The sequence below is a fragment of the Acinetobacter sp. CY73 genome, assembly GCF_059515865.1.
This window is the reverse complement of the sequence record NZ_JCAKMZ010000013.1, coordinates 62,200-81,962: the sequence shown is the minus strand read 5'-3', so window position 1 is coordinate 81,962 and position 19,763 is coordinate 62,200. Positions and strand designations below refer to the sequence as shown.

The 19,763-nt window shown below is 39.7% G+C and carries 13 protein-coding genes and 1 pseudogene; 6 read left to right on the top strand and 8 right to left on the bottom strand.

Annotated features, from left to right (window positions below):
- The 5 genes and pseudogenes from AC5YD2_RS08230 to rsgA all read right to left on the bottom strand — a co-directional run.
- Positions 1-184 (bottom strand): annotated as a pseudogene (locus AC5YD2_RS08230) (hypothetical protein); the annotation flags it as partial.
- Positions 185-284: 100 nt separating this feature from the next.
- A complete protein-coding gene (secB, locus tag AC5YD2_RS08225) occupies positions 285-743 on the bottom strand; it encodes a protein-export chaperone SecB (RefSeq protein ID WP_496125867.1) in 459 nt (152 codons plus the stop codon).
- Between the two features lie 48 nt (positions 744-791).
- Entirely contained in the window at positions 792-1,049 is a 258-nt protein-coding gene (grxC, locus tag AC5YD2_RS08220) for a glutaredoxin 3 (RefSeq protein ID WP_496125866.1), read from the bottom strand.
- Between the two features lie 12 nt (positions 1,050-1,061).
- Positions 1,062-1,475 (bottom strand): rhodanese-like domain-containing protein, encoded by a 414-nt coding sequence (locus tag AC5YD2_RS08215; RefSeq protein WP_496125865.1) that lies wholly within the window; start codon positions 1,473-1,475, stop codon positions 1,062-1,064.
- A 93-nt stretch (positions 1,476-1,568) separates the two neighbouring features.
- Positions 1,569-2,630, bottom strand: a complete 1,062-nt coding sequence (rsgA, locus tag AC5YD2_RS08210; protein ID WP_496125864.1) for a ribosome small subunit-dependent GTPase A — start codon at positions 2,628-2,630, stop codon at positions 1,569-1,571.
- Between the two features lie 125 nt (positions 2,631-2,755).
- On the opposite strand from rsgA, the gene orn reads away from it, so the two are divergent.
- The 6 genes from orn to AC5YD2_RS08180 all read left to right on the top strand — a co-directional run bounded on the left by orn (position 2,756) and on the right by AC5YD2_RS08180 (position 14,093).
- Positions 2,756-3,310, top strand: coding sequence for an oligoribonuclease (gene orn / locus AC5YD2_RS08205; RefSeq protein ID WP_496125863.1), 555 nt, complete (start codon positions 2,756-2,758; stop codon positions 3,308-3,310).
- 245 nt (positions 3,311-3,555) lie between these two features.
- Positions 3,556-4,290, top strand: a complete 735-nt coding sequence (locus AC5YD2_RS08200; protein ID WP_496125862.1) for a Bax inhibitor-1/YccA family protein — start codon at positions 3,556-3,558, stop codon at positions 4,288-4,290.
- A 187-nt stretch (positions 4,291-4,477) separates the two neighbouring features.
- Complete coding sequence (locus AC5YD2_RS08195) at positions 4,478-5,281, top strand: enoyl-ACP reductase FabI (RefSeq protein ID WP_496125861.1); 804 nt, start codon at positions 4,478-4,480, stop codon at positions 5,279-5,281.
- A gap of 150 nt (positions 5,282-5,431) precedes the next feature.
- Positions 5,432-8,617, top strand: coding sequence for a type VI secretion system Vgr family protein (locus AC5YD2_RS08190; RefSeq protein ID WP_496125860.1), 3,186 nt, complete (start codon positions 5,432-5,434; stop codon positions 8,615-8,617).
- A gap of 11 nt (positions 8,618-8,628) precedes the next feature.
- Positions 8,629-13,686, top strand: a complete 5,058-nt coding sequence (locus AC5YD2_RS08185; RefSeq protein WP_496125859.1) for an RHS repeat-associated core domain-containing protein — start codon at positions 8,629-8,631, stop codon at positions 13,684-13,686.
- Positions 13,687-13,688: 2 nt separating this feature from the next.
- On the top strand, positions 13,689-14,093 hold the full coding sequence (locus AC5YD2_RS08180) for a hypothetical protein (protein WP_496125858.1): 405 nt from the start codon (positions 13,689-13,691) through the stop codon (positions 14,091-14,093).
- Positions 14,094-14,872: 779 nt separating this feature from the next.
- On the opposite strand, the gene AC5YD2_RS08175 is transcribed toward AC5YD2_RS08180, so the two are convergent.
- The 3 genes from AC5YD2_RS08175 to AC5YD2_RS08165 are packed head-to-tail and all read right to left on the bottom strand — an operon-like array spanning position 14,873 to position 19,630.
- Positions 14,873-16,288 (bottom strand): efflux transporter outer membrane subunit, encoded by a 1,416-nt coding sequence (locus tag AC5YD2_RS08175; RefSeq protein ID WP_496125857.1) that lies wholly within the window; start codon positions 16,286-16,288, stop codon positions 14,873-14,875.
- Positions 16,289-16,298: 10 nt separating this feature from the next.
- Entirely contained in the window at positions 16,299-18,278 is a 1,980-nt protein-coding gene (locus AC5YD2_RS08170; protein WP_496125856.1) for a MacB family efflux pump subunit, read from the bottom strand.
- Positions 18,279-18,280: 2 nt separating this feature from the next.
- Positions 18,281-19,630, bottom strand: coding sequence for a MacA family efflux pump subunit (locus tag AC5YD2_RS08165; RefSeq protein WP_496125855.1), 1,350 nt, complete (start codon positions 19,628-19,630; stop codon positions 18,281-18,283).
- Positions 19,631-19,763 lie beyond the last annotated feature (133 nt).

The window sequence follows — 19,763 nt, the reverse complement described above, 5'->3', positions numbered from 1 at the left end:
TTAAGTAATTGAGCGTTAACAACAATTGATCCTCAAGCGCTAATGTATGAGGACGCCCTGATTGCTTTTTAAGTGATTCTGCTTTTGCTAAAACCTCGACCATTTCAGTAAAAACTTGCCGAGGTACGCCAACCAAGCGTTTGAATTCAGAATCTGAAAAATGGTTTAATTTCTGATATCTCATGACATTTATATGGGGATAGTTTTTACTTTCGCAAGAGGTCTAATATAGATATAAAAAAACCACAATTAAGATTGTGGTTTTTTTAAAGGGCTGAGTGCTTTTAAGCTTGACCTTCAGCTGCAGCGACTTGAGCGCGTTGCATATTTGCTTCAAATTCAGCATCGAAGTTAATCGGCGTGAGAAGTAATTGCGGGAAGCTACCTTTAGTCACAAGATCATTCACCGCTTCACGAAGGAATGGGAACAAAATATTTGGGCAGTAAGCACCTAGAATATATGGAAGACGTTCTTCTTCTACGCCATCAATCAAGAAAATACCAGATTGAGTGACGTCAACAATAAAAGCAGTTTCACCTGCATTTGTTGCTTGAACAACCACTTTTAAAGACACTTCAAAGTGGGTTGGATCTACTTTTTCAGCAGCAGAAGACAAGTTGATATTTAACTCAGGTTGCCATTCTTTAGTGAAAACGCTAGCGCCAGGCACTTCAAAAGAAATATCTTTCGTGTAAATACGTTCTAACGCAAGTTGTGGTTGAGCTTGTTGTTCTTCACTCATTCTTTATTCCTTAAGTAAGCGAGTAATAATCTTTAAAATTTGTAATGCTTAAGCGAGCAATTCATCCAGTTTACCTTCACGCTCTAAAGCATAAAGTTGGTCGAAACCACCGATGAATTGATCTTTAATAAAAATTTGCGGCACAGTGCGGTGTTTGGTTTTTTGCATCAACTCAACACGGACTTCAGGTGCTTCAGTCGATAAATTTACTTCTTTGTATTCGATGCCTTTACGTTCTAATAGTTGTTTAGCACGAACGCAGTAAGGACACATATTTGTAGAATATACAGTGACTTGAGCTGTCATTTTGTCGACTCCTTAAGCTTTTTTGCTTTTGACTAATGGTAGGCCTTGGACTTTCCAATTACTCACACCACCATCTAAACGATAGCTGTCTGCATGACCCACTTGTTGCAAAGCAGTCCCTGCAACTTGACCTAAGTTACAAATGAAGACCAAAGGGCGATCTGCAGTTTTTAGTTCTTCAATATGACTTGAAATTTGGCTGTAAGGAATATTGCGGCTACCACTGATATGACCTTCACGGAAATCTTTCGCATCGCGGAGATCAATCAACATTGCATTTTTAGCTTTCACCAAAATACCCAGTGATTGTGGTGAAATTTTGCGACCACTACGCTGACCTTCAAATACGAAGAACAGCACGATCAGGCCACCTAGAATTGCAAATAAGAAGGGGTGGTTCCCCATAAATTCGAACCAACGTTCCACAAATCACCTAATGTCAGAATAAAAACTGCGTTGAGTATAGCCTATAAATATGGTGATCAAAATCACCGCTTCAAGGGCTTACTTGAAGAAAAATTAACTTTTTTGCTGAGCCTCAGTAATTTCATCCACCAAACGCAAATAACTTTCTAGGCGTCGAGCAAGAATTTCTTTGTTTTCCACGGCTTGTTTAATGGCGCATTGCTTTTCATGGGTATGTGTACAATTACGATACTGGCAATGTCCAATGAATGCTGAAATTTCAGGGAAACCATTGTCAATTTTGTCATGATCCAAATGCCATAACCCAAATTCACGAATCCCGGGTGAGTCAATCAAAGCACCATTTTCACCAAAACCAATAAGACGTGTAGATGTCGTCGTATGTTGACCGAGGGCAGAGTTATCAGAAATCACATTGGTCTTTTGGGCCGCATCAGGCACGATGGCATTGATCAATGTGCTTTTGCCCACACCTGATTGACCGACAAAGGCAACCGTTTCATTGTCTAAACGCTGTTCCAGCTCAGCTAAGTCACCATTCGATTGAGTCAGCATAAACTCATAACCGAGCGCACGATATTCCTCGACCAAAGTTAAACGATGATCGTGCTCACCTTCGAGTAAGTCACATTTATTGAGGACCAATAAAGCAGGAATGTCTGCATCAGCACAGGCCACTAAATAACGATCGATCAATGTCGGTGCAGGTTCAGGGAGTGGCGCAATCACGATGACAATCAATGAAATATTAGCAGCGACGGGTTTGACTTTATGATAACGATCTGGACGAGTGAGCAGTGACCGACGCGGTTGAATCGCGGTGATAATACCCAGTCCAGTATTAGGATCGGCTTGCCACTTAACACGGTCACCTGTCACTAACAGTTCCAAGTTAGTGCGTGTATGACAACGCCAAACACTGCCCAATTCAATCGGCTTCCAAAAAGACTCAGGTTCACCTGCTTTGCTCTCAGGTTGAATAGGATGCTCTTCAGGCGTTGATAATGCTTGTACCTCAAGTTGGCGACCATAGTGTTGTACTACGAGACCTTCCAAATCATTTGAAGTATCGATGTCATCTTGACGTGTTTGCTGTTGCTTCTGAATGCGGCGTTGCTGCTGTTCAGTTAAACGACGTTTACGAATTAAAGCCATTCATAACCTGAGAAAACCATAAAATTTAGATGGCAAAAATAGCATGATGAGCTATGGAATTACAGCATAGAGGCAATTAATTTGCTATTCTTCCTGTTTTAGTAGCCCAATAAGATTGCACAAGTATGAGCAGCACACCAGATACCCGCTTGATTTGGATAGACTTGGAAATGACCGGTCTAGATACAGACAATGACAAGATTATCGAAATTGCGACAATCGTCACTGATGACAATTTGAATATTCTTGCTGAAGGTCCAGTGCTGGCAATTCATCAATCCAACATTATTTTAAATGCGATGGATGAGTGGAATACCAAGCAACATGGGCAATCAGGTCTGATTGAGCGTGTGCGCCGTAGTAAATTGAGTGTACAAGATGCCGAACAGCAAACGCTTGAATTCTTGAAAAAATGGGTAAATCCAAAATCATCACCAATGTGTGGAAACTCAATCTGTCAAGATCGTCGTTTTATGCACCGTTTAATGCCTGAACTAGAGCAATTTTTCCATTATCGCAATTTGGATGTGTCTTCTGTCAAAGAGTTAGCACGTCGCTGGCGCCCTGAAATCATGAGTGGCTTAAAGAAAAATGCGTCGCATTTAGCGATGGATGATATTCGTGATTCGATCGCAGAATTGAAGTATTACCGTCAATATTTCTTCATTAAAGGTGATTAATTATTGGCGCAGTGATTTGTCCTAATCGAATAAATTCTGATGAGGATGAATACATACAGAAAAGAGGCGAAAAGCCTCTTTTTTTGTGCTTTGATGTTTTTTTATACATTAACTATACTAAACTCATGATTAAATTTTTTGTTGTAAAATGAATCAAGGTTATAAAATTAATTAATCTACCAACAGTTTTAAGATTAACATTTCTGTTTCATCCTCAATCACTAATTATTAGAAAGAGAGAATTTATGCAAAGTAATAACCCAATTTTAACTCGTGCAGATGTCTATAGTGACGGTGCTGAACCCATGACCGTGCAAGGCGCTATTCAGAAGTCAATTTTACTGACTGTGATTGCAGCTGTCGTAGGTATTTCATTATTCTTCTATTGTTTGTTGACCATGAATATGTCGGTTGCCTATGGAGCAGCATTGGTTGGCTGTATTGGTGGATTTATTTTGGCAATGGTTACCACATTCAAGCCCAATACTGCACGGACTTTAGCAATTCCTTATGCATTGTTTGAAGGGGCTTTTTTGGGCGGTATTTCAATGATTTTCCAAATGAAATATCCAGGTGTTCCTGTTAAGGCATTATTGGCAACGTTCATTACCACTTTAGTGATGTTTGCGCTGTATCGTGCTCGCATTATCCGTGCAACTGAAAAATTTAAATCGGTCATTATTTCGGCTTCGATTGCTATTGCCTTGGTTTTTGTGGTGCAATTTGTCATGAGCTTGGCATTTAGTTCAAGTATTCCTTATGTATTTGAAAATAATTGGTTAGGGATTGGCTTCGCTGCATTTGTTGCCATTATTGCCTCTTTAAGTTTGATTTTAGATTTTGATTTAATTGAATCAGCTACAGCTCAACACGCACCTAAAGCAACAGAATGGTTGTGTGGTATTGCATTGCTTGCAACTTTGGTCTGGATGTACTTTTCATTCTTACGTTTAATTGGATTCTTAGGTAGCGATGACTAAGGGTTCATTCGATTCTGTTTCGAAAAGCCATTCTTTAAAAAAGCCAATCCATTGATTGGCTTTTTTAATTTGACTTGATGAAAATTTGAATGCTTTAACAAAGAAATTCAAAAAAGGCGCATTATGCAATTTCGTTAATGCTGAAGACTTGGCATTATGCATGAAAATTATTTTGAGTGAGAATCACATGTCACAAGGATTATTGGCAGGTAAACGTTTCCTTATCGCGGGTATCGCAAGTAAACTTTCGATCGCTTTTGGTATTGCGCAGGCACTGCATAGCCAAGGTGCTGAACTTGCATTTACATATCCAAATGAAAAGTTAAAAAAACGTGTTGATGATTTTGCTGAGCAATTTGGTTCAAAACTCGTTTTCCCATGTGATGTGGCTGTCGATGCTGATATTGATCAAGCATTTGTTGAACTTGCAAAACATTGGGATGGTTTAGACGGTGTTGTGCATTCGATTGGCTTTGCACCTGCACATACGCTTGATGGTGATTTCACTGATGTAACGGATCGTGAAGGTTTTAAAATTGCGCATGACATCAGTGCATACAGCTTTATCGCGATGGCACGAGCTGCTAAGCCATTGTTGTTGGCTCGCCAAGGGTGCTTACTCACTTTGACCTATCAAGGTTCTGAACGTGTGATGCCGAACTACAACGTGATGGGTATGGCAAAAGCATCGCTTGAAGCAGGTGTGCGTTATTTGGCTTCTAGTTTGGGTCAAGATGGCATCCGCGTAAATGCGATTTCAGCAGGACCAATTCGTACCCTAGCAGCATCAGGCATTAAATCATTTCGTAAAATGTTGGATGTAAATGAAAAAGTTTCACCACTTAAACGTAATGTCACGATTGAAGATGTGGGTAATGCTGCATTATTCCTATGCTCGCCATGGGCAAATGGGATTACAGGTGAAATTTTGTATGTCGATGCGGGTTATAACACAGTCGGTATGAGTGCTGAATTGATGAATGATCTATAATTGAGATCGATCATGATTTGAAAAAAGACGATCTATTGATCGTCTTTTTTACACACTAAAACAAGTTTTTAGCTAAAAAAGCTGTCTAATGTGCATAAAATTTGATTAAATAGACAGCATTCTAAAGAAACGCTAAAAAAGATAATAACCATGCTTGCCAATATATTTTCGGCTATAGAAAAACTTGGATTAACCGCTCAAAAACGAGCAATACACGTACAATTTTCTAATCCAAGCCTGAATCAAGAAGTCTTTCTACAACGCATAGACGGACAACACACGCTCAATGAAGGCATCCAAGCAGAACTGATCTGCCTATCGACCAATGCCACCATCTCCCTCAAAGCATTCATCGGTTGCCAAGTGGCCGTGGACCAAGTTACTGACCAAGGCAAACTCTTTCGAACCACAGGCATTATCACCGAAGCAGCCCAAGGGCAAAGCGACGGTTCACTGACCCTGTACAAACTCAATTTAGCAGATGCAACCGCACTGTGGCACAAACGCCGCAACAGTCGCGTGTTTATGAACAAATCAGCCGTCGAAGTGATCGAAACTCTCTTTCAAGAATGGCAAAACAAAAGCCCACTGTTTGCCTCAAGTCTCAGTCTTGATCTGAGTGGACTGAAACAACAATACGACGTCCGTCCCTTCATCATGCAAAGCAACGAAACGGATTACGACTTTCTGACCCGCCTCATGCGCAGTGAAGGCATCAACTGGCTAGTGGACGAAGCACAACACCAAGTGCCTGTATCCACAAGCCCGATTGAAGCACAAAAACTCCGCCTGATTGACGACAACAGCCAATACCAAGTACTGGAACGCAGAAACATCCGCTTCCACCGCAGTAGTGCCACCGAAAAACAAGACAGCATCACCAGCTTTATCGGACAACGTAGCATCCAACCGACCGCAGTCCACGTGCAACGCTGGCAAGCCGATGTGCTGGAACAAGAAGAAGGTGCAGGTACAGTCCAAAGCAAACACCAACACAGCAGTAACCAAGACAATGCCAGTCTAGGTTTAGAACAAGCTTGGCACGTCAGTCCGGCTTGGATGCAAGACCTCAAAGGCGAAGACCAAGCCACAGCCTCAGGCAACAGCCAGATCGAAAAGCTGAACCAAAACCTCAGCAACTACTACGATGCCCAAAGCAAACAATTTATTGCCAGCTCCACCGTACGAGACAGCCAAGTCGGCTACTGGTTCGAACTCAACGAACACCCAGAGATTGACCAACACAGCGGATCAGACAAAGAATTCCTGATCACAGGCAAACAATACTACAACCAGAACAACCTACCCAAAGACCTGACTGATCAAATCAATCAACTGATCAAACAAAGCAATTGGAACAGCAACTTCAAACGCGAACATCACCAAGAAGAACGCCAAGGCAACAGCCTGATCTTGCAACGACGCAACATCCCAACAGTACCAGAATACAACCCACTGCAACACCGCCCAGCAGCCCACCCACAACGCGCCAAAGTAGTGGGACCGAGTGGCGAAGAAATCCATGTGGATGAATGGGGACGCATCAAAGTCCGCTTCCTATTCTCACGCTTCGAGGACAACCAAGCCGATGGTGGGGCAGGCTCAAACAACAACGACACCGATTCAGCCTGGGTCGATGTCCTGACCCCATGGGCAGGCGAAGGCTATGGGGCACGCTTCCTCCCCCGCATTAACGAAATTGTGGTGATTGACTTCTTTGATGGCAACATCGACCGACCCTTTGTGGTGGGACGAATTCACGAAGCACAACGCAGCCCAACCAAATTCGATATCAAAGGGCAACTGCCAGACACTAAGAAGCTGGCAGGAATCCGTTCCAAAGAAGTCGGGGGTGCAGGCTATGGACAACTGCGCTTTGATGACAGCACAGGGCAAATCAGCACCCAACTCCAAAACAGCCATGGGGCCAGCCAGCTGAACCTCGGTAACTTAAGTCATCCCAAAGAAGCAGAGACCAGTGATGGACGCGGAGAAGGTTTTGAGCTGAGAACCGATCAGTGGGGCGCATTAAGAGCAGGGCAAGGTTTATTGCTAAGCACACACGCCCAAGGTCAAGCCAGTGGCCATCATTTGGATGCCAACGAAGCCAAGAGTCAGCTTGAAAGTAGCTTAAACAACTCAAAAGCCTTAAGTGAAGTGGCGAAGAACCAGCAGACGGATCCGCTTGAAGTTTTAGAAAATATTCAAAGTTTTATCGAAACCTTAGCCAAGGAAGATCAAGCGAAAGCCGATGCATTCAAATCTGCTGTTATGGTCTTAGCTTCACCAAATTCGATTGCTGTAAGTTCTAATGAAGACATTCATATCTCAGCAGATGGCCAGATCAGCCACAGTGCTGGCGATAGTATAAATATAAGTACGCAAAAATCACTCATTGCTCATGCAAGTCAAAAGATCAGTCTATTTGCTGCGCAAGAAGGCGCAAGGCTATATGCAGGTAAGGGTAAGATTCAGATACAGGCGCAGGGTGATGCACTAGATTTAATTGCGCGTAAAGGCATTCAGATTATATCGACGGAAGATACCGTTTATATCACTAGTCCGAAGGAGATTAATTTAACTGCGGGTGGTTCGCAAATCAAAATTAATGCCTCAGGAATATTTCCAACGACTGGTGGTAAGTTTGAGGTGAAAGCTGGGCAGCATAAGTTTACTAGTGGGGCAAGTAAAAATTTTACGTCGAGTTTGCCTCCTCCACCTAAAATGGGTCAAGGTATATTAGAACTCTTGCATGATTATTCGCACGGAGAATTTGTTAAGCAAGGTGGTTACACAGTTACTGATATTCTGGGTAAGCAGTTTAAGGGTAAATTAGATGAAAAAGGCTTTGTACGAATATCTGGTTTAGCTACTGGGGCTGCAAAAATTGTATTTGATGATGATGAAAGAAACCCATGGGATGAATCGAGTGATTTTAAACGTCCTCCAATGTGGCCGAACGAGAATGATGCTGACGCAAATGAAATAAAGCGTAAAACTGAGTCATTACTTAATAGGGCAATTAATAGTGCAAAGGATACGTTGGCAAAAATACAAACTGACCCTGCTTTAATAATGAAGACGATAGATACTGCAAAGCAAATAAAAGAAAGTGGGGGGAATGTTTTATTGTCTAATCTTCAATCTAATTTGACTGATCAAGTAAATCATTTGTTAGCCGATAGCCTTGATAAGAATTTGATTCAAGGAATAAATGGACAAGTTAAGCTTCCAGTGTCGGACAACCCTTTGAAAAGTGTTGATAACATCAATAGATTATCAATGAATTCATCAAATATAAAAAATAGTATGAATTTTACGTATAAACCTAATTAGAGAAAAAATAAATGGGCATTGCACCTAAAACTACATCTTCTAAATCAGTTCAAAAAAGACCTGCACAAAAAGCAAGTGTTAGATCTGGAACTGGGAAATCAGCGGTTGCGCCAATAAATACAATAAAAATGGCTGATGTCAAAGCTGGTACGGCTAAAATTAATAAATGGTTGATAGATAATACTGGCGGTGTAGTTGATTTAGAAACTTTAAAAACCGTTGCAGGCTCACTACCGATTGTAGCTAATATTATTGCGTTAACTGACGTTGTTTATGATGTCATAGATATAAATAAGAAAGCGAATCCTGGATTTCCTGATTGGTTGAATTTAGGTATAGATTTAGTCGGTGTCATTCCATTACCTCCAGGATTGGCTGCATCAAGAACAGCGCTCAGACCAGCACTAAAATTATTAAAATCCCAAAATTTTAAAAAAGATATTTCTGGGACTGTAGTTGAATTATTAACACTGAGTGTAAATGAGAAAGTTGCTGGCGAATTAGATAAATTTGCTGATAACTTTCAACCTCTTGTTAAAAAAACAGTCAATAACTGTGGTGCAAAAGGAAAAGAAGTTGGGAATAATTTTGCAAATGGACTGAGTAAAATTGTTTCTGGTCAATTATTCAATACAACTAAAGATGTGAATAAAGCTAAGGCGAATTATAAAAAACTAGCCAATTCTAATATTTTACGTGATCCTTCTAAGACTTTAGATAATGGACTTAATCTCTTATTAAATGTTAGAGATGTTGGTCTAAAAACTTATGTAAATACTGTCGGTGGAGCTGCAACTAAATTCTTAAGTGCACCGACGAAAGCAAATTTGAACAAACAGATAGGTAAGTTTAGAAACTTTAGTAATGCTGTACCGGATAAGCTTGCTCCACTTGCAGACCCTAGCGTCGCAATGAGTTTTTCTTGGTTACTTAATAAACTTAGCTTAGCTGCAAAAAAGCATAAATTAAAAAATGGTAGAAAAACTGCCTCAATAAAACCAAATCAAGCCACACAGAAGGACAAAAAAAGACCGAACGGTGAACTTGAATCTACTCAAAACCAAGCGAAGGCAAAAAATAATCCTAATGATAACTGCGAGTTAAATACTAAAGGTGCAGCGAGCAAAAATAGTAAAAAAACAAGTGGGACAAAGAAAAATATCACTTATGCATTAGGTACTGAGTTTTTAACACATGTAGATGCTTTTGAGTTTGCATTATCAAGTTTTGTATTATCTAGAACCTATGCTTCTAATTTATATCAGCTAAATAATGGTGTATTTGGTGCGCGTTGGATTACGCCATTTAGTACTCAAATTATTCCTAAAACGGAATATATTGAATCAGAAGAAAATAAAGAAGGATATGTAAAAATACTTAAAGGACTTCAATTTATTGGTGCAGATGCTAGACCTATTGAACTTGCTCAACTCAAAATAGGTGAAAGTATTCATGATCAACAAGAAGGTTTTTACTACAGTGTAATTTCAGATACTGTTCAAATGATTTCCTATGGAACAGATGAAAAACATTATTTTGAAAAAGAAGAAGATAGTTATCGATTGTCTGTTATTGAATATAAAAATGGAATGACGGCTGCAGTTAGATATGATCACTTTATTGAAAGCAAATCATTTATTTCTGACATTGTTATTAAACATGAAGACCAAGTATTACTGCACATTGGATTTAAAGTTAATTCGAATGGTAAAGTAGAGGACGTATGGTCAATTGAAAATGGATCGTTAAAACGTCCTTTAGCGAGTTATACTTATGATGTAAAAGGTAATTTAATTGGAGCTATAACCGAAAATGCATCTCAATATGAGTATGAATATGACCATCATTTGCTTACCCGTTATACAGATTTAACAGGACGTGGCATTAATCTTGAATATGATGGCATTGAACCGACATCAAAAGCCTTTCATGAGTGGGCGGATGATGGAAGCTCGGAAGTTCATTTAGAATGGGATGAAAATATTCGTTTGACCTATGTTATAGATGCATATGGTAACGAAACTGAATATTATTTTGATATTGATGGATATACATATCGAATAGTATATCCAGACGGATTAGAAGAGTGGTTTTTCAGAGATGAGTGCTTTCGTATAGTCCGCCACATTGATACAGATGCATCTATAACGGAATATGATTTTGATGATAATGGTAATCTGACCTGCATTACACAACCTGATGGTTCAACGATCCATTATGCTTATGATGAAAAAGACCAAATGATCGGCATGGTAGATGCAGAACAAGGTCGATGGTTTAAAGAATACGATGCAAAAGGTAATATAATCAAAGAGATTGATCCGTTAAAAAGAGAAACTAAGTATAGTTATAATGCAATGGGATTGCCTACTCAGATTATTGATGCAAAGGGTGGGACAAAGACACTTAAATATGATGATCAAGGAAATCTAGTTAGTTATACAGATTGTTCTGGTAAAGAAACCAAATGGGAATATGATTTACGGGGACGTACTGTTACTGTAGAAAATGCATTAAAGAGTAAAGTTGAATATTTTTATAGTGATTTCACGACAGAAAAAAGAAATCCATTAAGCAAAAATCTACCACTCAATGCTTTTGGACAATTAGAAAAAATTAAATATGCTGACGGTTTGGAAGAGCATTTTATTCATGATGATGAAGGGCGTTTACTGGTTCATATCGATACAACAGGAAAACAAACTCGTTATAAATATGATTTAGCAGGTTTTATATCAGAACGTACAGATCCACTTGGTTATAAGCTGAAATATCAGTGGGATAAGTTAAACCGTTTAAAACGACTTACAAATGAAAATGGTGCCACTTTTGAGTTTTTCTACGATGTTGTTGGACGTTTAACAAAAGAAATAGACTTTGACGGTAAAGAAACCATTTATGAATATAATGAAATGAATGGTGAACTTCAAACCAGCATAGAGGTTGCAATGAATTATGGTCTAAATTCATCGTCGAATCTAAATTCGAAAGATCGAATACAGCATTTTGTGATGGATAGTATGGGACGTTTACAGGAGCGTATCACAGGCTATGGTCATCAAAATCAAGATTTGGAAAACACATTAGAGGAATCATTTGCATACAATAGTCATGGTCAGATTATTTTAGCTAAAAACGATGAAGCTCGAATTGAATGGATTTATGACGCTGTAGGTAATCTTGTACGAGAACACATTCAAGATAATAAAAATAATAAAACGGCGGTTTGGAAACACTGCTATGATGAAATTGATGATCGTATTAAAACGATACGACCAGATAGTCAAGAAATGCAATGGCTTACTTATGGTACTGGGCATGTATATGGATTGAGTTTAAACGGAGAAGACGTAGTTAGTTTCGAACGAGATGATTTACACCGTGAGACAGTTCGTCATTATGCAAATGGCCTCAGTCAAATTGAAGTTTATGATGAGTTGGGTCGATTGGGTGAGCAGATAGTGTTACATGGTCATGAAAATGGTTACACATCTCACTCAGTACAAAAAGAACAAAATGCAATTGATGAAACACTGAAGCTTTTATCTCGCGTTTATCAATATGATAAGTCAGGACAACTTATACAAATTCAAGATACACGACGAGGAGAAATCAATTATAAGTACGATCCATTGGGACGCTTACTCGAAGCAACCAGTAAACTTGGCAAAGAAAAATTTAGCTTTGATCCTGCGAGTAATTTACTAGATCCTTACCGTTCTACTACAACATTAGAGCAACCGAATGATAATCGGGAGAATAAAACTTCTGGATATAATTGTTTGGTGAATAATGTCGTTAGAGAATATTTAGATCAGCAATATCAATATGATGCTTATGGACAGTTGGTTCTGCAGAAATCTTCTAAAGGAGATTTACACTTAGCGTGGGATGTTCTTGGTCGTTTAAGTCGTAGTCGGAATAACGAATATACCGCTGAATATCGTTATGATGCGATGGGACGTCGTATCAGTAAAGTAAGTAAACATCATCAAACAGGGGATGAACAGCATATTATTTATGGCTGGGATGGTGATACTTTGGCATATGAGTCAAATGAGCATATGACCAAACACTATATTTATGAGAAGGATAGTTTTATCCCCCTTATTCAAGCAATTTATAAAAATACAATTACTTTACATGACACTCCAATCTGGCCAGGAAAGTATGAGTTCCATAAAGACCCTTTGTGGAAAAAGTCAATTCCAACTCAAGGCTTTGATGAAGTATGTTTCTATCATTGTGATCATTTGGGTACGCCACAAGAGTTGAGTAACCATGCAGGGCAAATTGTCTGGAAAGCGCAATATAAGGCTTGGGGTGAGCTTGTATTAGATGATCAAGTAAAACAGAAAGCTGACTTCTTTGAAAACTCAGAAATTTTGACCAACAACATTCGTTTTCAAGGTCAATATTTTGATGAAGAAACAGGGTTACATTATAACCGTCACCGTTATTATGCTCCGAATGTAGGGCGGTTCATAAGTAAAGACCCTATTGGGCTTTTAGGTGGTCATAATGTCTATGCTTATGCACCGAATCCTGTGGAGTGGGTAGATCCACGAGGGTTAAATAAGTCTAAGGGTAAAACGGGTAGTACAAATAAGGGGACTGCTCAGAAAAAGCAGCCTTGTCCAAAGGATGTTTGTGCTGGTAAAGATCCAACAAAAACAGCTCAATCTTGGCAAGGGTCTACTCCATATTACGGTGTAGATAGTTATGAAAATGTTGTGGTAAAGAAGGGGACTGTTCTTTATACACTTTATCCTCATGGTCCAGCTCCTGGTAATTATTTAGCAAAGTCTAGCGATGTTCTTAAAGCCAAGACAGCAAGAGGTTATAATGATGCTGTGCAAGTTGCTCACAAAGGAAATTGGGAGAGTGAGGAAGCAAGAAATATGAGGACAGAATTACATGCATTTGTTGTTACAAAAGATACATGTATGGCAAGAGGTAAATCTAAAGAAAATTGGCATTTAGGTGCTGGTGGTGGTACACAGTATTTTATTGAAAATATTGACAAAAAGAATCTCAAGTCATCAATGAATATTAAGTATGAGAGGTAATCATGGATTGTAGAGTTGTTTTAGACAGCAAAAAGATTTTAATCAATAAAGATGAGTTGAACTTTAATTCAAGTCTTTTACCTGTATTTTTATTTGATGAGCGAAGTGAAAGTTATAAATTTAAACAAAATAATTTAAAGTATCTAAGTGATGAAATTGAACTATTAATTTCAAAAAGAAGTAATACAGTTTTTATTTTATTCAAAACACCTGAGTTTTTTGAAGATAATTTATTGAATTCCAAAATTTTAAAAAGATTTAAGAAAAAGTATTTTCTTAAAAATGATGATTTTTTAATTGAACATCCTGCAAAAATTTTTTTAATTGAAAGTAAACATGTATGGGGGCGGATAACATTTTCTTATGACCCAAGGCAAGGTGATATTACAATGGCTATGGATTTTTAGCATTAAAGATGATTGTTGCATAAGAATTTCATAATTTTAAAGCTTTTGATTAGCATTCATTTAAAATTATGAAAATTTGTTTCATATATAGACAACACAACTCAAAAAAATGAAATAAATGTTATGAAGATTTGTGAGTGTTTGATAAAGATAATTGAAGCAGAGTTAAAAGTTGGGAACTATGTGAAGGATTACAATGAAACACCGAACTGGCCCCAAAAAAATAGTCGGTTTGTTTTTTTAAAAGAAAGGGTGAGTCCTGATTTGTTGTTAAACCAACCTAATTGGGTGTCAGAGCATATTAATAATGAAATGCATTATACTTGGTATCACGAAATTTATTGTGATAAACATCAAGATTTATTAGCTGCTGGGGTGTACCGCCCATAAATAACCGCAGTTAAATGTAGAGGTTAAACAGCCACTAGAGATGACTTTCCTTTTTTAGTGTGGTGTGGTCTTTCATGATTGTAATGCTATAACTAACTCATTACATGTTCAGTATTCGTTTAAACTTGATTATACATTCCTCATAAATAGAAAGTTTCCGGCTTAGTGTAAGACTACCAAAGTTTTAATCAAAAAAAGGATAGATTAAAACTAAGGGAAGATTTTAAGCGAGAATTGAATAATTCTCCTGAAAAAACTAAACAAGTGTGACTTTTTTATAATTGGGGTGAGATAAAAGTTTTAACTTGTCATCGAGACTTTTATTGTTTTTAAATATTATTAAACATTAAATTTTTTTGAAAAGCCCTTTCGGGCTTTTTTAAATTAAATCAAGGCAACTGCTGAATCGGACTACCACCCAAAGCTTGCAATAACGTCACATAAGCATTGTATTGGCTTTGTTTAGTCTGAACTAAACTTAAACGAGCCTCACGTGTCGTACGTTGCGCATCGATCAGATTCTTTAACGCCACAGCACCATTTTTATAACGCACTTGAGTGAGTTGTTCTGTTTTCTCAGCCAGTTGAACATTACGCTCCTGTAGTGCCACTTGCTTATCAATTTCGTTGCGTGCCGATAATGCATTTTCAACATCAGCAAATGCTTTATACATCGTCTGACGATATTGAATAATTGACTTTTCATACTCAAGTTCATTGACACGCAAATCACGTTTCATGTCATTCCATTGCAAGAATGGTAACGTCAGCCCAGCACCCAATATCGCAGCAGGATTAGACAGCACATTACTGAGCGAAGTACTCGCGCCTCCTGTCGTTAAACTTCCTGTTAAGCTAATTGAAGGGTAATAGCTGGCTTTATTGGCATCCTTATTTGATAGTGCTTTACGTAAGCGTAACTCAGCCGCTTGTAAGTCAGGACGACGCGATAACAATTCAGCAGGTAAGCCCGACTGAATCTGTGGCAGGGCAGAACGAGGTAAACGTTGCGGTTCAGTAATATTCAGCTGTTGCACAGGTTGATTGAGTAACACAGCGAGTGCTGTACGTGTTTCTACTTTTTGCTGTTCAATCTGACTTAAAGTGGCTTTTTGACTTTGTACGGCTTGTTCAGCTGAAGTCAAATCGAGTCCAGAGACAGCTCCAGCACGATACTGAGTTCTGACTAATTCATAAGTTTTTTGGGTGCTGGCCAAGTTCTGTTGTGCCACAGACAAGCGTTCATTTAAATAACCTAACTGCCAATACAATTGTGTCGTCGTTGCAATCAAGCTTTGCGCAGTGGCTTGAAGGTCTTGCTCTGTAGCCAGCGCTTCCCAACGCGAAGCTTCAGTTTGATTTGCTAATTTACCGAACAAATCCAGCTCATAGCTTAAGCCTGGATAGTTCAGCGAAATCCCATTGGATGAATCACCATCGCCATCTAAGCTAAAGCGATGACCGACAGATGCCCCTGCATTGCCAATACGTATACCTTGCTGGCTTTCAGACTGTTTGGCTTGAATGCGTGCTTGTTGCAGGTTAATCCCTGCCACAGCCAAATCGGTATTACGTGCAATCACTTGATTAACCAATTGATTGAGCTGTGCATCACCAAATAACGTCCACCATTGGTCATGAAAAGCCTGCTGATGGACTTGCTGACTCATTTGCTGACTGTTTTGAAATCCCTGTGGAATATCAACGGTCGGTACTTGATACGGTGATTTGACGATTGCAGCACAACCTACCAATGAGCTCGTAAGAATTAGGGCAGTCGTGAGTTTGGTTAAATTTAATAGCATATTCTTTTCCTTATTCTCTTGAAAGTGCATCAACAGGATTGAGTCGAGCTGCGTTACGCGCAGGAATGAATCCGAACACGATACCAATCAAGCTTGAACATACGAAAGCGGCAATAATGGATGTCGTTGAATACGCCATTTGGAATGTTCCGCCGGCAAAATGACTAATCAATTGTCCAATTCCAAGTGACAGTAACACGCCTAATATCCCGCCTAAAATACAAACTAATACGGCTTCAATCAGGAACTGTTGCAAAATGTCACTTTGACGCGCACCGACCGCCATACGCACCCCGATTTCCTGTGTACGTTCAGTCACAGATACCAGCATGATATTCATCACTCCAATACCACCGACCACCAATGAAATCACAGCAATAGCAGAAACCAATAAAGTCATGGTTTGTGTGGTTTGTTGAATCGTTTCACGGATACTGTCAGAGTTTTGCGTAAACACATCTTGCGCACCATGACGCTGTACCAATAAATTCAAAATGGCATTTTCAGCGGCAGCACTTGGGTATTCATCTTTAATGCGGACAATAATGCTACGGACATTGGATTGACCCAACATCCGGCTCATGACAGTGGAGTAAGGTAAGTAGACATTGAGACTGTCTGCATTGCCCATCGCGCTTTTTTGCGGTTCAATGACCCCAATAATACGGCTCGGCACACTTCCAAGTAAGATCACTTGACCGACAGGATTTGAACCATCAGCAAAAAAGGTCTTCTTGGTGTTGTCATCAATGACCACATCTTGTGCTTGTTCATTGATACTTTGTTTGTCAAAAGGCTGTCCTGATTGAAAGTTGAGACCTTTGACATAGAAGAAATCTTCACTCACGCCATTCACTGTGGTTGAAGCTTCGATATCCTTAAAGCGACCTGTCACACTGGAGTTCACCGATGGGCTGACCCCGTCGACATAAGGTTGTTCTGCTAAGGCATCAGCATCGGCAGGAATTAAGGTTTTGCTTTGTGAGGATCGAGAGTTGTCACCAAAACCTCGTCCTTGATAAACGGTAATGGTATTGGTGCCAAGACTGCTAATATTCTCTAAAATCTGCTTTTGTGAACCATTCCCGAGCGCAACTACCGATACCACCGAGGCAATACCAATAATGATCCCGAGCATGGTTAAGAAGGTACGCATACGGTGTGCATTCATGGCCAAGATCGCCATGCGGAATGCTTCACCTAAGCGATCCATAGCAGAACGCCATGATGAAATTTTCTTTTGTTCAGGGCGAACTAAAGTGTGTTTCTCTAGAGGTTCATCATCATTAACGGGTATATTCGGCTCATCGGAAATAATATTTCCATCCGAGATTTCAATAATACGTGTGGCATTTTTAGCGACATTGTGATCATGCGTGACCAGAATAATGGTGTGACCTTTGGCATTCAGCTCACGCAAAATACGCATCACTTCAATACCACTATTCTTATCCAGTGCACCTGTGGGTTCATCGGCAAGAATCACATCGCCACCGTTCATCAATGCACGCGCAATTGACACACGTTGTTGCTGACCACCAGAAAGCTGACTTGGACGGTTTTGGGTTTTATCGCTTAATCCCAAATCTGTGAGTAACTGAACTGAGCGTTGATGACGTTCAGACGAATCAGCACCTGCATAAATGGCAGGGACTTCAACGTTACCTGCGGCATTCAGATCACCCAATAAATGATAGCGCTGGAAAATAAAACCAAAATATTCACGACGCAGTTCAGCCAGTTCATCGGCTTCTAACTCGCGCGTTTCACGTCCTTGAACCTTATAACTGCCTGCTGTGGGCTGATCGAGACAGCCCAAAATGTTCATCAGCGTGGATTTACCTGAACCAGATTGACCGACAATCGCCACCAGTTCACCGGGATAAATTTCGAGATTTACCCCTTTTAAAATCTGTACCGTGCTTTCCCCAGCAGGGAATTCACGGGTCAGGTTTTTAACTTCGAGTAAGGGTTGCTTGTTTTGATCCATGATTACATTCTCATTGGACCAGCGCCACCACGGGCACCGCGTTTCGCAGCATCATTCGATGAGTCAGCACCATCAGCAATCACAACTTTATCGCCTTGCTTCAAACCACGAATCACTTCAGCGGTCACACGGTTATTTAAACCGATCAACACAGACTGAGGTTTTGCAGAACCATCTGCTTGCAATACGCGAACCATACCGATCGACGCCTTGCCTTGATCAATCAACTGACGTTCTTCAGCAGTCAGCTCTAAACGAGCAGGGCGGTTTGGATTATTGGCATTGCCTTCACGGTTACGTTCACCACGAGGTGGTTCAGCACCTGCTTCAGGGGTCGATTTTTGAGCGCGTTGACGCTGTGGACGATTTGAAGCTTGAACAGCTGATGCGGGAATGGTGAGTACATTTTTTGCTTCATCTAAAATAATGAAGACTTGCGCCGTCATATCAATACGCAGTTTGCCATCTTCATTGGGGACATCAAACAAAGCATTGTAGTACACCGCTGAGCTTGTAGAAGATGTATTGGCATTTGATTCAGTATTGATTGAATTAGGTGCAGGTTCAACTTGACGAAGCGTTGCGTAATGCTTTTTCTCGTTGTTGCCTAAAGTGGTGAAGTATACTTTTTGACCTTCTTGAACTTTCATAACATCGGCTTCTGAAATTTCAGATTTCACGGTCATGGTGTCCAACTTTGCCAGTTTGACGATGGTCGGTGCACTTTGATTCGCATTGACCGTTTGACCTTCTTCAGTCACGATTGCAACAATCGTTCCATCCATCGGTGCAACAATTTGGGTGTAACCCAAGTCTTCTTTCGCAGTTGAAAGCGTTAAACGAGATTGTTCAATTTGTGCATTCACGGCAGTGATGTCTGATTGCGCTGTTTTAAAGCTTGCAAGTGCAGATTCTAGTTCAGCACGAGACGTTGCATCTTGAGCATACATGGCTTTTTGACGGTTATATTCAGCCTCAACTTTAGCCAGATTGGCTTGACGTGTTGCCAATTGAGCTTGTTGATTTTTAATATTGGCTTCTACAGTTTTGAGTTCATTCTCTTGACGGATAGAATCAATTTGCGCGATCAGTTGACCTTGTTTAACCTGATCACCCAGTTGCACATACATTTTTTTGACTTGACCGGACACCTGTGAACCGACGCTGACCATTTTGGTCGCTTCAAGGACACCTGTTGCAAGCACTGAGTTTTCAATATCACCACGCGTCACCTCAGCAGTAATAAATTGACTTTTCTCCGGCTCAGGCTTGAAGAAATACCAAGCAGTCGCCGCAATTGCAATCGCAACGACAGCAATGATAATCAGTTTGCTTAATTTTATTTTTGGCATAGTAGTCAATAGAATTTGAAAATTATGCGAATTATAAAGGTGAAATAAGGAGAAAGCGTGAATATTTTAAATTATTGAAAATGATAATTATTATTAATAAATAGAGTCTTAAAATATGATCTGAAATCGCTTT

Excerpts from the sequence above, each read along its gene's own strand:
- secB (WP_496125867.1), bottom strand. The coding sequence starts at position 743 with ATGAGTGAAGAACAACAAGCTCAACCACAACTTGCGTTAGAACGTATT.
- grxC (WP_496125866.1), bottom strand. The coding sequence starts at position 1,049 with ATGACAGCTCAAGTCACTGTATATTCTACAAATATGTGTCCTTACTGC.
- rsgA (WP_496125864.1), bottom strand. The coding sequence starts at position 2,630 with ATGGCTTTAATTCGTAAACGTCGTTTAACTGAACAGCAGCAACGCCGC.
- orn (WP_496125863.1), top strand. The coding sequence starts at position 2,756 with ATGAGCAGCACACCAGATACCCGCTTGATTTGGATAGACTTGGAAATG.
- AC5YD2_RS08200 (WP_496125862.1), top strand. The coding sequence starts at position 3,556 with ATGCAAAGTAATAACCCAATTTTAACTCGTGCAGATGTCTATAGTGAC.
- AC5YD2_RS08195 (WP_496125861.1), top strand. The coding sequence starts at position 4,478 with ATGTCACAAGGATTATTGGCAGGTAAACGTTTCCTTATCGCGGGTATC.
- AC5YD2_RS08190 (WP_496125860.1), top strand. The coding sequence starts at position 5,432 with ATGCTTGCCAATATATTTTCGGCTATAGAAAAACTTGGATTAACCGCT.
- AC5YD2_RS08185 (WP_496125859.1), top strand. The coding sequence starts at position 8,629 with ATGGGCATTGCACCTAAAACTACATCTTCTAAATCAGTTCAAAAAAGA.
- AC5YD2_RS08180 (WP_496125858.1), top strand. The coding sequence starts at position 13,689 with ATGGATTGTAGAGTTGTTTTAGACAGCAAAAAGATTTTAATCAATAAA.
- AC5YD2_RS08175 (WP_496125857.1), bottom strand. The coding sequence starts at position 16,288 with ATGCTATTAAATTTAACCAAACTCACGACTGCCCTAATTCTTACGAGC.
- AC5YD2_RS08170 (WP_496125856.1), bottom strand. The coding sequence starts at position 18,278 with ATGGATCAAAACAAGCAACCCTTACTCGAAGTTAAAAACCTGACCCGT.
- AC5YD2_RS08165 (WP_496125855.1), bottom strand. The coding sequence starts at position 19,630 with ATGCCAAAAATAAAATTAAGCAAACTGATTATCATTGCTGTCGTTGCG.